Raw genomic sequence first — 12,044 nt, forward strand, 5'->3', positions numbered from 1 at the left:
AAGTACATAAGAGACATTAAAGCCCCTTCTCTGTCAGAAACAGAAAGGGGCTTATTTATGTTCTTATGCTTTTGGAAGGCGGAAGGAACTCTTCAGAGATACTACCCGGTTAAATACCGGTTTACCTGGCTCTGAATATTTAGGATCCACATTAAAGTATCCATGACGGAAGAACTGGAATTTATCTTGCGGTTTCGCATCTTTCATGTTTGGCTCCACAAAACCTTGAACAATCGTAAGCGAATTTGGGTTCAGTTCATCAAGGAATGATTTTTCCACAGGTTCCCCTGCTTCCTTCTCTTCCTCAATCTCATTATCGCTTTCCGGTTCTTCTTTGTTAATAAGTGGTTCAAACAAACGGAATTCCGCAGGAATTGCTTGAGTCGCTTCTACCCAGTGAATCGTTCCTTTTACTTTACGGCCGGTAAATCCAGAGCCGCTCTTCGTTTCAGGATCATAGGTACAGTGGATCTCCACAATGTTGCCTTCTTCATCTTTAATCACATCGTTGCACTTAATAAAATAAGCATGTTTCAGGCGAACTTCGTTCCCTGGGAACAAGCGGAAGTATTTACTTGGCGGATCCTCCATGAAATCTTCACGCTCAATATAAATCTCACGGGAGAAAGGAATCTCACGTTTACCCATCTCTTCATTCTCTTGGTTATTCTCTGCTTCAAGCATTTCGACTTGACCCTCTGGGTAGTTGGTAATTACCACTTTGATCGGATCAAGTACAGCCATCGTACGCGGTGCCTTCAGTTTCAAGTCTTCTCTGATAAAATGCTCCAGCATTCCGAGATCAACTAGTCCTTGGCTCTTCGAAATTCCGGTCTCATAGACAAACTCGCGCAGCGCTTCAGGTGTATAACCACGGCGGCGCAGACCAGAAATGGTCGGCATCCGCGGATCATCCCATCCGTCTACATGTTTCTCATCAACGAGAAGCTTCAGCTTCCGTTTGCTTGTTACGGTTTGAGCGAGATTGAGACGGCCAAACTCATATTGATGCGGCTTCGCTTCGAGTTCACAATGCTCAATCACCCAGTCATAAAATGGACGTTGGTCCTCAAATTCCAAAGAGCATAGAGAGTGAGTCACTCCCTCAATTGCATCTTCTATCGGATGAGCAAAGGTATACATCGGATAAATGCACCACTTATCCCCTGTGTTATGATGCGGGATGTGAGCAATACGGTAAATAATAGGATCGCGAAGATTGATATTCGGCGAAGCCATGTTGATTTTGGCACGAAGCACACGCTCTCCGTCTTTAAACTCTCCGTTACGCATACGAGTGAACAGATCAAGGTTCTCTTCCACACTGCGATCCCGATAAGGGCTGTTTGTACCCGGTTCTTTCAAGGTTCCGCGCATTTCACGGATTTGATCTGGGCTGGAATCATCCACATAAGCAAGTCCCTTTTTGATAAGGATTACGGCGCGGTTGTACATTTCTTCAAAATAGTCAGATGCGAATGGATTCTCTTTCCACTCATATCCAAGCCATTTTACATCCTCACGGATGGAGTTAACGTACTCCGTATCTTCTTTAGCTGGGTTCGTATCGTCAAAACGCAGATTTGTCGTCCCGCCGAATTCCTCAGCGAGGGCAAAGTTAATCCAAATCGCTTTGGCATGTCCAATATGAAGGTAACCATTGGGTTCCGGAGGAAACCGGGTCACCACTTCTTTTACTTTTCCTGTACGAAGATCCTCAGAGATCACATTTTTTATGAAATTGGAGGGTGTTAACGGCTTCTCCATGATGATCAACCTTTCTTTACGTAATAAGTTCTGTAGTTCAAAAAATACCTTCTATTAAATATACCTTTTCAGGCGTTATTCAGCAATAATATAGGATCACGAGGAAAGGTAAGCTGCAATCATATCCTTTATAGAGAGGACCATAGCAGAGCAGCATACCCTATATGGTCAGCATTCCCAAGTTATTAGGTACAGATAACCTGAAGCAAGCGGATTCTTCATAAATGGGTGAACTTCCATCTCTTAAAATAGGATAATAACAGCATCTCTTGCCTTTTGACGACAAGCTTAATATAAGGTAGCATGAAGGAAATGAGGTGTTAAAGGAGTATTAGTTATGAAAGCGATGAAGCTTCCCAAAGAACAGAAGGATCAAATGATACGATTAATACAAGCTTATTTCGAAACAGAACGCGGAGAAACCATCGGTGATTTGGCGGCAGATGGAGTTCTCGATTTTTTCATGACACAGCTCTCACCCTATGTATACAATCAAGCTCTAAGCGACTGCCGAGTATTATTGAATCAGCGAATGATTTCCTTAGAAGAGGATGTTTACGCTCTAGAGAAAAGCATCAAATTATCTCGTTAATTTTTGCTTTTTAAGTTGGTCTTACTCTCATATATGTTCTTTTACTTTGATTCTATGATCTTAATTAGAAGGAAGGTTTGATCATGTTTGCGTACAAGTTAGATGATGATATTGAACTGAAGCCCCTGTCTATGGAGCATACGGGAGCTTTGTATAGTTTGACTGATAAGTCTCGTGAGCGACTACGGGAATGGCTTCCCTGGGTGGATAATGTAACCGAAGAAACTCACACCGTTCAGTTTATCAAAAATGCGATTCGCCAAGCGGCGGATAACGGCGGCTTTACTGCAGGAATCTGGGTAAAAGGTGAACTTGCCGGTGTCATCGGGTTTCATGAGATCGACTGGCATAATCGTACCGTAGGTATTGGTTATTGGCTTGGTAAAGTTCATGAGGGACAAGGGATTATGAGCTCAGCTTGCCGCGCTCTGGTTGATTATGCCTTGATTGATCTGGATCTAAACCGTGTGGAGATTCGCTGTGCTACGAGCAACCATCGCAGCCGCGGGGTTCCCGAAAGACTCGGATTTGTTCTGGAAGGGATTATCCGTCAAGCAGAGAAATTACCGCTCGGCTATGTAAACCATGCTGTATACGGCATGCTCCAAAGTGAATGGAAGTTACTTCGTTAATCAGCATCGCTAACGTTTCCTACATAATAAAGATGAATTCTGATGTATACAGGCATTTTGCTAACCCGCTCGGTTAGGCAGAATGCTTTTTATATTTTATCTAGTCTTAAGGTTACATTCATACCTCACTCATTCTATTTGGTTATCTTTAAATAGCCGCGAATGAAGGGAAGGTATTATTAATGAATGACAAAGTATCGAATTGGGTCATGTCAAGCTCGTTTGCCATGATGTTAACCATTGGGATGGCTGTCAGCACCAGTCCTTATGCCAGCAGCGGTCAACCCGCTTCAAACACAGAGAAATCACAGCACTCCATTATCGATAACCGAAGTACTGCAAATCGGCAGCAAAACATAGCTGTAACCCGGCAGGAAACCGATCGTTCAGATCATTCAAATAAGCAAAATAACAAATAAGATGTTCCTGAGTGTCTCTTTGAACAAGCACAAGACTTCATACAAATGAGAAAGAGGCTGACCTAGGCAATTAGGTTAGCCTCTTTTGGGTAGCGGTTATAGCATATACCGCATTAATATGTCGTCAACATATGTTCCTGCGATGTAGAACTCTGAACTGAGCCTTCCCTCTTCCACGAACCCATACTTTTTATAGAAAACAAGCGCAGCAGGGTTGCTGGATAAAACGCGCAGACGAAGTTTACGGATTCCTTCACGTTTTGCATGTTCGATCATCGAGTCCATAAGTGATCTCCCGATTCCCTGCCTCTGATAAGCGGGATGTACCGCAATATGAATCTCATATACATGATTGTTGCTGATCAAGGAGGTTGGCGGCCTAAAGCCAATATATCCGCAAAGTTTGTTATCCTTCAGAGCAATGAACTGATTTCCTGGCGGCGATGCCAGTAAATATTCTTCTTTTGATTTCCAAAGTACGGGAGCAGGTGTATTATGCTCGTTCCATACTAGAGCATCCAGTTCCATCAGCTGCGCTGCGTCCTGAAGGTTCGATCTGCGCACCGTCAGAGCTTCTCTGGTTACTACCATCTGCGATCTACCTTTCTGCTTGCAAGTGAATCCATTCATAACGTATTTTATAACGTTGATTCTGATTCAGGTGAAATGTATTTTTCCTATTCTACCACATGCTATACATCACACGACAATACAGTAAAATATTCGAGTCATTTCGTGTTAACAGGTGACATTTTCCGCCCCTGTCCTATAGCCATATCTCTACCTTAATAGGTTCTGCACGAAGGATTAATAAGAAACTAAAAAGAAGTATGCTGCTCTCCCTGCTCATAAGCACGCACTCTGGCAGCATTCATACGGGCATGGATGATAAACATAACAATGCTGATTCCTGCTGTCATCGTAGCAAAAAAGGCTACGGGAGCTAGTCCACCGGCATCAAACATGATGCCCATTGCATAAGGACCGATGACTCTTCCGATCGCAGCAATACCACCGGAGACACCCAAGTAAAAAGGCGCAGCCTTTCCCGCATGATCGGAGATAAAAGCAGGGGTAGCAGGAGAGATCAGCATCTCACCAAGCGTTATGAGGATCATGGCCAAAATCATCCCTGGATAATGTTGAAATAGAGAAATGACAGCAAATCCTGCAGTATAAAGCACAGCACTGAGTGTCATTTGGGCAGTGGTCGTAGAAGCAATCGTTTTTTTGAAAAAGGAAGTCACAGGTTGAGCAACGAAAATAAGAATTCCATTTAATGTCCATAGCAAGCTGTAAGCTTTTTTCTCCATCCCTTCGGAGATGATATACGGCGATACCCCTGTATTCCAGATGGAATTACCGAGCAGAATGAAAAGCGTACCCAAACTGAGAAACAGATATAGCCGCAAGTTAAGCAGTAACTGCCAGGTGCTTTCTTTTTTTAATGGGGAAGAAGTCTGTTTCTTAGGCACATATACTTCGCCTTGTTGACGATCGACCTTACTAAGATAAGAAAAGAAGTATAGACCGAACCCGGCTGAAGTGATCCCGTTCGCAATAAAGCTCAGATGATACGAGATGTCTGCTAGAAAACCGCTGAGTCCTGTCCCTAGTGCAACCCCGATATTTTGTGCCACATAAATGACATTAAACAGTTCTCCGCGCCGCTCAGCAAATCGAAAACCGACAAATGCTTGAATCGCCGGCAGCGACATCGAGTTAAATAGTCCGATCAGCCCCATCATAGTGACGAACAGCCACCAAGTTTGACTAATGACAGGCAGCGTAAAGAGCCCCAGCGCATTAAATAGAAGTGCTCCTACAATCAATTTCTTCACACCAACCCGGTGATACAATGCCCCTCCAAGAAGCTGACCGGCAATACCGCCAATCGATTGAATTAGAATCACAAAACCAGCTTGTGTCATGTTGCGGCCGAGCTCATCGAATACATACATTGTAGTCAGCGGCCACATGAGCGAACTGCCTGTTGAATTAACCAGACTAGCAATCAAAAAAACTTTAATTTCCTTTGGGTATGTATCGAGCCATCTCATGTCAGTCAGGTTCTCCTATGAAGTCTATTTGGCATATGAAAACAGATCATTATCTTTCTACACTTTTCTACATATTTCTAGTTTGTTCCAAACCTATCCTTTATGATAGTTCTGTCATAAGGTTTCGTAAAGCAAAGTTTCTGCATACGCTGGTATGATTGATGTGCAAAAAAGCAAAAAAAGCACCTGTGAACGGATTTTGAATCCTTCACAGATGCTTAAAATTGTCTTGTGAAAATTTTTAATTTCTAATGTTTCACCCTATATAAAGGCGGGTAATGAAGATCAAGGCATTATGAGACAGGCAAATGACCTCCTCCACATGCCATATCATGGACCACTCCCGAAAATCCGTCATGAACAGGTTTCGTTCCCCCGAACCTGGCCATGACGGATTTTTTTATATTCCTGATTAATTCATAACATGAAACTGAATTCCTGCGTTTATTTTGCATAATGTAAGTCATTATTCCGTAAGGGACTACAGAGACTACATTGCTGCTGGAGTCGAACCCACTTGAGGCTCTGTCTCCTCCGTCGTTACTGATGCACTAGCTGGTTTGTGAAGATAAACAGCATAATATGCCGCAGCGACAAAGATAGCTCCGCCTGTCATATTCCCAAGCCAGACCGGAATAAAGTTCATGATATACTGCCCCCAAGTAAAATGCCCTTCGAAAATCGCTGCAGGAATAAGAAACATATTAGCGACCACGTGCTGAAAACCTAAAGCGACAAAAGCCGTTGTCGGAATCCAGATCCCAACAATCTTAGCACTCATTGAATCGGCAGCATAAGCAAGCCAAACGGCTAAAGCGACCAGCCAGTTACAGCCAATACCAGAAACAAACGCTTGCAGAAAGGACTCTCCCATTTTATGTTCTGCCAAATCCACTACTTTATCAAGGTATACACCTTGGCCGGTCAAACCCAGCACATGACCAAACAAGTAAGCTACAAAAACAGCACCCACAAAGTTTGAAAAGGTAACCAATGTTAAATTCCAACATACTTCTCGCGTTGTAATTTTGCGTGCCAACCGAGCAATCGATAATGCCATCATATTGCCTGTAAGCAGCTCTCCACCTGCAATCAAGACTAGGGTAAGTCCGATGGGGAAAACAAGAGCTCCAATTAGTCCACTCATACTCCCCCATGCTTCAGGGGCCGCAGCAACCACTCTTATATACAATAGATATCCTAAAGCAATATACGCACCTGCTAAAAAACCTAAGATCAGAACCACTATAGCGGGATTATGTGCTTTATGCTCGCCCGTATCCGCCGTTAACTCAGCAACTGCTGCCGGTTTTAATGCTGCCATAATCGGGATAACTTCCTTTCACCTATAAATTAAGTGCCTTAAGCTTATTGTAAATCCTCCTCAAACTCAAGTTTGTTATTAAAATCACAAGTTCAATATTTTCCTAATTTCTATTCATAATACGGCATAAAAAAACCATCCATACAATGATGTACGGATGGCTGGAGGTTCTTTTTATACAGATACTGTCTCTTTTGTTGATACAGGCTCTAGTGCTGCTTGCCCTGCAGTGTTAAGGAAATTCCACGGTTTATTGTAGTGAGGCTGGAAGAAAAAGTCGATAAACGCCAGCTGATCCACCGTCATTTCGTTCTGAATGCATACGGAGATTGTATTGATTGACTGTGTTAGATCAGCTTCACTCATAATCTGAGCACCCACAATTCGGCGGGATTCTGTCTCATAGATGACTTTTATAAGGACTTTCTCCGCAGTAGGCATAAACTCAGGACGATAACTATCTTCGATGGTAACAGCTTGGACAGCCATACCTGCCGCTTTTGCCGCAGCTTCTGTTACTCCCGTTCCTGCAATATTCTGCTCATAAATTTTGATTCCTGATGTCCCCTGAGTACCCATATATGGCATCGTAGGGTTTACCAGATTTCGAGCTACAAGCATCCCCATGCGAACCGCATTCGTTGCTAGTGGAATATATGCATTCTGACGAGTTGGATTATAATAGATCGCTGCGCTGTCCCCTGCTGCAAAGATATCAGGATTGCTTGTGCGCATATAACGATCTACAAGGATCGCTCCATTTGGCATCATATCCACTTTATCCTTGAGTAATGCTGTGTTCGGACGGAATCCAATACAGAGAATAACGAGATCCGTAGGGTATTCTCCTTTATCGGTTACGACCGCAGTGACCTTGCCATCCTTCCCTTCAAATCGGCTTACTTTCTCACCAAGCACAATCTCAATTCCTTTATCCGTAAGCGATTTTTGGATACGGTCCGTAAATTCAACATCAAGATATTTATTTAGAATTCGATCTTCCGCATCGATTAACGTAACTTCCTTCCCATTCATTTGGAATGCTTCGACGAGTTCAATACCGATGTATCCTGCACCAACGACGGTCACGTGACGTACATCCTTTGATTTCTCGATAATCGTGTTGGAATGGTTATAATTTTTGCACAGAAGTACGTTTTCTAGATCAATCCCCTCAAAGTTTGGAATAATAGGCCAAGAACCGGTTGTCATAATCAGTTTATCGTACGTATCCGTGATTTCCTCGCCTGTTTCTAAGTTGCGTGCTGTCAGCTTGCGCCCCTCTGTGTCAATGTCTGTAACTTCATGCAGCATTTTTGTTTCGACGCCAAGTTCCTTCAGCTGCTCTGGAGAAGAGTAAAACAACCCATCCGGGTCTTTCACTACCCCGCCAACATACAGCGCAATACCGCAAGAGAGAAAAGAAATATTATCATTACGCTCGTATACCGTAATCTGAGCATCGGGATAAAGTTTAGCGGTATTCACAATAGCAGCCGTACCTGCGTGTGTACATCCAACAACAGCAATTTTCATAATAATGTTCCTCCTAAGGTTAAATGATCTAAAATCACTTCAAATTTAATTTGTGAAAACTTTCACTAAATAAGCTATAAAAAATTCATGGATAGGTGTTCGATTCCGCCTATGTGTTCGATTTTGTCTGACACATTCTTTTTATAGATTCTCAGGCATTGGTTTGAATTGTGATTTAATTCACTAATGTTTATATCCTGATTATAATGTGACATTTTTCACATTGCAAGCCCCTTTTTATTATTTTCCCAAAATTTTTCGGCTTTTCTTTTGGCTGTTCTGCACTCACTGAGATCTTTATGAACAATGTTTCAAATTGTTTTTACAAATATTAAGAGCGAAAAGAGCGAAATAAAGCTAACTTATTGATATTCGTAACGGAAACCTCATCTCATGATTAAATCTGCAAACTCGAAACGAATCACGGTGAGGCAGCAGACTCATCTCAAACAGAGGTTGTAATTGTAAACCAAAAAGCATCACGGGCAAACCCATGATGCTTTCCTTCTATCTATTTTTTCATTTTATCTATTTTTTCAAGGGAATCATTTATGAAATCTAAGCAACTATTATAGCAATTATAGTAATTTTTCAATAAGTGCTGTCATTTCTTCTGGAGATTGTTTCGGTTCAAAACGCTCCACAACTTCCCCATTACGATCTACTACAAACTTTGTAAAGTTCCACTGAATATCGCTGCTCTCTCCGCTTCCAGGTTGTTGCTCTTTCAGGTATTGGAAGATAGGGTGTGTATTATCTCCGTTTACATCAACCTTTGCAAAGACAGGGAAACTTACACCATAGTTGATTTGGCAAAATTCTTCGGCTTCTTCACTCGAACCCGGTTCTTGTCCACCAAACTGATTGCACGGAAACGCAAGAACGACCAGCCCTTGGTCTTTATAACGATCATATATCTTTTGTAAATCCCCATACTGCGGAGTTAGTCCACACTTACTGGCTGTATTCGCGATAACGACTACCTCGCCTTTATACTTCTCTAGTGAGACTTCCTGATTTGTGGGTGTCACTGCTTGATACGAATAGATAGACATATATTATTCCTCCTTTTTCTCACTAACTGATTCTAATAATCTATACTATACCCTTTATCCTTCCCTTCAAAATTCTCTATGTAACCCCGCTCTCCCTGCTATTACAAAAAAACAAAGACCAAGGAACCTTTCTTTTCCTTGGCCAATATACTCACCCTAACTGGGCTTATCTCTCCTTACTTACCTCACATCATTTCTGAACCTTCTAAAGATACTGGTTCAGGTTCAGGTTCGTATTATGAGAATAAAGCTATACCTGCTATACACCATTTCCATAGATGAATTTGCCGTCCCTTAATGTAGCGAAAATCGAAATGTCCTTAATTCGAATCGGCTCTACCTCGGTCGGATCTTCCTCTAGAATGACGAAGTCTGCTCTTTTTCCGCTTTCAATCGTTCCTGCCTCTGCTTCTTCAAAATTCAGTTCTGCACCATAACTCGTCATCGCTCGCAAAGCTGTCAGCGCATCAATTCTTTGCTCCGCACCTAATACTTTGCCGCTGCTTGTTACTCGATTCACCGCGGCCCATACTAAGAATAAAGGCGAGATTGGAGTTACCGGGCAATCGGAATGAAGAGTGAACAGAAGCTTAAGCTCCTTTGCCTCTGCAAGCGGACTAATTCTAGCTGCACGCTGCGGCCCCAGAAACAGTTTCTCGTGCCGATCTCCCCAGTAATACACATGATTGATAAAAAAGGAACCTGCTACCCCGAGTTTTTGCATACGCTCCAGATCTTCTTTGGTAGCTGTCTGAACATGCTCGATCCGGTGCCGATGATCACTGCGTGGACTCGATGTTAATACATATTCAAATGCATCTAATATGGAACCAATGGCCCGATCTCCGTTCCCATGGATTGCGATGCGGAATCCTTTATCATGCCATTCCTTCACTTCTCTATTTAATTCTTCTTGCGATTTAATGAGTTCACCATACCGCTCAGTATCACAGAAATACGGCTCTCGAAGTGCACCGGTCAGTCCTTGAATTGACCCATCTTGAAACAGTTTCACGCTGTCGAGCGATGCTCTGCCTCCCGATCGTTCACGGAGGTAAGCATCGACCTCACCTGCTGTCATGGATTTCAGTTTTTCATCCTGATTCAGCTTATCGCTCGATATCATGAGCTTCATGCGAAAGGGAATGGATTCTTTTTCAATTGCCTTCATACATAAATCAATATCATCTATATCCATACTTACACCCATTTTGGCATCCGTAGAAGTCGTAATTCCCTGAGCTGCATAAGTATAAGCCTCATCTCGAAGCAAGGAGAGAACTTCTTCTTCACTTGGTCCCGGCAGATGCGAGCCGACAAGGGTTGTCGCTCCTTCATAGAGAATGCCATTTAGTTGTCCCCTGTCATCCCTTCCGAGACGACCTCCGGTTGGATCCTGCATGGAATCACTAATACCTGCTATAGATAAAGCCACTGAGTTCGCCACACATAGATGTCCCGAGATGTGATATACCACAACCGGATGGTCCGGGGCAGCTGTGTCGAGATCTTCTTTCGTAGGATGCCTCATGTCGAGTAAAGATGTATCGTCATACCCGAATCCTACAATCCAGGTATCTTTTCCAACTTCGGATGCCTTTTCAGAAATCCGCTTCTGAATATCAGCGATCGTTTGATTCAGCGGGCTTTTGCAATCAATAAATCGTTTCAGCATAATGGCACTGATTAAGTGATTGTGTGTTTCAATAAACCCGGGAAGTACCGTTTTCCCTTGGAGATCAATAATCGCATTGTCGTCAGACAGCGTGATTTCTTCCCGTGCAGGATTCGCTTCCTTCCACAAGGCGCTGATTTTACCATTCTTCACCCCAATTGCTCCTGCTTTATTGTTATCACCATCTAAGGTCAGCACATTTGCATTGATAAACAACAGATCAAGTTCTATCATTTCTTAAAAAGCCTCCAGTCAATAAACTCGAAATATCTGCAAAATCCAGTCCACTTACTATGCCCAAAATAAAACAACTCATGATTTAGCTTGAATCTTCCAAATATTGAGATATAATATAAAAAATTCATGAGATGAGGAGCTATGGAGATGCAGCCTACATTCGTAACCGAAAGACTAATGCTAAGACCTCTTCAATTAGCGGATGCACCGTTCATACAGAAACTTGCTGGGGAAAAAGACGTAGCAAGTACCACTCTATCTATTCCTCATCCTTATCCGGATGGTGCAGCCGAATCTTTCATTGCGGCTAATCACGAGAGGTACAGTAAAAACCTAGGGAGCACCTTTGCCTTGATCTTGAAGGAAACGAATGAACTTCTCGGCTGTGCAGGAATGCATATTGTCAGCGACTATAACAGAGCGGAACTCGGTTACTGGCTCGGCAAGCCTTATTGGCGACACGGCTACATGACAGAGGCGGTACAGCGTATGATGGAGTATGGATTTAATGAGCTGAAGCTAAACCGAATCTGGGCTGCTGCGTTAGCTCGAAACCCTGCCTCATCCGCCGTTATGCAGAAGAATGGTATGAAGTATGAAGGAAAGCTTGTACAACATATCAAGAAGTGGGGAGAATACGAAGATCTCGTCTATTACGGCATAACGTTAAGCGAATATGAAACAGCCCTACGTTAAAAATAAAAGAGGCAGATACCAAAAGTATCTGCCTCTTTTCTATATATTTTT

The 12,044-nt window shown here is 42.8% G+C and carries 11 protein-coding genes; 4 read left to right on the forward strand and 7 right to left on the reverse strand.

The window, feature by feature from the left end:
- Positions 1-63 precede the first annotated feature (63 nt).
- Positions 64-1,767, reverse strand: a complete 1,704-nt coding sequence (locus tag QPK24_RS22095; RefSeq protein ID WP_285744749.1) for a glutamine--tRNA ligase/YqeY domain fusion protein — start codon at positions 1,765-1,767, stop codon at positions 64-66.
- A 337-nt stretch (positions 1,768-2,104) separates the two neighbouring features.
- On the opposite strand from QPK24_RS22095, the gene QPK24_RS22100 reads away from it, so the two are divergent.
- The 3 genes from QPK24_RS22100 to QPK24_RS22110 all read left to right on the forward strand — a co-directional run bounded on the left by QPK24_RS22100 (position 2,105) and on the right by QPK24_RS22110 (position 3,410).
- Positions 2,105-2,359, forward strand: a complete 255-nt coding sequence (locus QPK24_RS22100) for a DUF2164 domain-containing protein (protein ID WP_160032678.1) — start codon at positions 2,105-2,107, stop codon at positions 2,357-2,359.
- An 83-nt stretch (positions 2,360-2,442) separates the two neighbouring features.
- A complete protein-coding gene (locus QPK24_RS22105; RefSeq protein WP_160032677.1) occupies positions 2,443-2,991 on the forward strand; it encodes a GNAT family N-acetyltransferase in 549 nt (182 codons plus the stop codon).
- A gap of 182 nt (positions 2,992-3,173) precedes the next feature.
- Positions 3,174-3,410 (forward strand): hypothetical protein, encoded by a 237-nt coding sequence (locus QPK24_RS22110; protein WP_285744753.1) that lies wholly within the window; start codon positions 3,174-3,176, stop codon positions 3,408-3,410.
- Between the two features lie 96 nt (positions 3,411-3,506).
- On the opposite strand, the gene QPK24_RS22115 is transcribed toward QPK24_RS22110, so the two are convergent.
- The 6 genes from QPK24_RS22115 to QPK24_RS22140 all read right to left on the reverse strand — a co-directional run bounded on the left by QPK24_RS22115 (position 3,507) and on the right by QPK24_RS22140 (position 11,294).
- Positions 3,507-4,001, reverse strand: a complete 495-nt coding sequence (locus QPK24_RS22115) for a GNAT family N-acetyltransferase (protein WP_285744755.1) — start codon at positions 3,999-4,001, stop codon at positions 3,507-3,509.
- 227 nt (positions 4,002-4,228) lie between these two features.
- On the reverse strand, positions 4,229-5,470 hold the full coding sequence (locus QPK24_RS22120; RefSeq protein WP_285744757.1) for an MFS transporter: 1,242 nt from the start codon (positions 5,468-5,470) through the stop codon (positions 4,229-4,231).
- 490 nt (positions 5,471-5,960) lie between these two features.
- Positions 5,961-6,794: a formate/nitrite transporter family protein gene (locus tag QPK24_RS22125; protein ID WP_285744759.1), complete on the reverse strand. Its 834-nt coding sequence runs from the start codon at positions 6,792-6,794 to the stop codon at positions 5,961-5,963.
- A 174-nt stretch (positions 6,795-6,968) separates the two neighbouring features.
- Entirely contained in the window at positions 6,969-8,330 is a 1,362-nt protein-coding gene (locus tag QPK24_RS22130; RefSeq protein WP_285744761.1) for an FAD-dependent oxidoreductase, read from the reverse strand.
- Positions 8,331-8,908: 578 nt separating this feature from the next.
- Positions 8,909-9,385, reverse strand: coding sequence for a glutathione peroxidase (locus QPK24_RS22135; protein WP_285744763.1), 477 nt, complete (start codon positions 9,383-9,385; stop codon positions 8,909-8,911).
- Between the two features lie 259 nt (positions 9,386-9,644).
- Positions 9,645-11,294, reverse strand: a complete 1,650-nt coding sequence (locus QPK24_RS22140; RefSeq protein WP_285744765.1) for an amidohydrolase — start codon at positions 11,292-11,294, stop codon at positions 9,645-9,647.
- A gap of 150 nt (positions 11,295-11,444) precedes the next feature.
- Here QPK24_RS22140 and QPK24_RS22145 point away from each other — a divergent pair, with 150 nt between their 5' ends.
- Positions 11,445-11,993, forward strand: coding sequence for a GNAT family N-acetyltransferase (locus QPK24_RS22145; RefSeq protein ID WP_285744767.1), 549 nt, complete (start codon positions 11,445-11,447; stop codon positions 11,991-11,993).
- The last annotated feature ends 51 nt before the right edge of the window (positions 11,994-12,044 follow it).

Source organism: Paenibacillus polygoni, assembly GCF_030263935.1.
Lineage (GTDB): Bacteria > Bacillota > Bacilli > Paenibacillales > Paenibacillaceae > Paenibacillus > Paenibacillus polygoni.

What these genes read in the sequence shown, in the direction of transcription:
- QPK24_RS22095 (WP_285744749.1), bottom strand. Translation starts at nt 1,767, where the DNA reads ATGGAGAAGCCGTTAACACCCTCCAATTTCATAAAAAATGTGATCTCT.
- QPK24_RS22100 (WP_160032678.1), top strand. Translation starts at nt 2,105, where the DNA reads ATGAAAGCGATGAAGCTTCCCAAAGAACAGAAGGATCAAATGATACGA.
- QPK24_RS22105 (WP_160032677.1), top strand. Translation starts at nt 2,443, where the DNA reads ATGTTTGCGTACAAGTTAGATGATGATATTGAACTGAAGCCCCTGTCT.
- QPK24_RS22110 (WP_285744753.1), top strand. Translation starts at nt 3,174, where the DNA reads ATGAATGACAAAGTATCGAATTGGGTCATGTCAAGCTCGTTTGCCATG.
- QPK24_RS22115 (WP_285744755.1), bottom strand. Translation starts at nt 4,001, where the DNA reads ATGGTAGTAACCAGAGAAGCTCTGACGGTGCGCAGATCGAACCTTCAG.
- QPK24_RS22120 (WP_285744757.1), bottom strand. Translation starts at nt 5,470, where the DNA reads ATGAGATGGCTCGATACATACCCAAAGGAAATTAAAGTTTTTTTGATT.
- QPK24_RS22125 (WP_285744759.1), bottom strand. Translation starts at nt 6,794, where the DNA reads ATGGCAGCATTAAAACCGGCAGCAGTTGCTGAGTTAACGGCGGATACG.
- QPK24_RS22130 (WP_285744761.1), bottom strand. Translation starts at nt 8,330, where the DNA reads ATGAAAATTGCTGTTGTTGGATGTACACACGCAGGTACGGCTGCTATT.
- QPK24_RS22135 (WP_285744763.1), bottom strand. Translation starts at nt 9,385, where the DNA reads ATGTCTATCTATTCGTATCAAGCAGTGACACCCACAAATCAGGAAGTC.
- QPK24_RS22140 (WP_285744765.1), bottom strand. Translation starts at nt 11,294, where the DNA reads ATGATAGAACTTGATCTGTTGTTTATCAATGCAAATGTGCTGACCTTA.
- QPK24_RS22145 (WP_285744767.1), top strand. Translation starts at nt 11,445, where the DNA reads ATGCAGCCTACATTCGTAACCGAAAGACTAATGCTAAGACCTCTTCAA.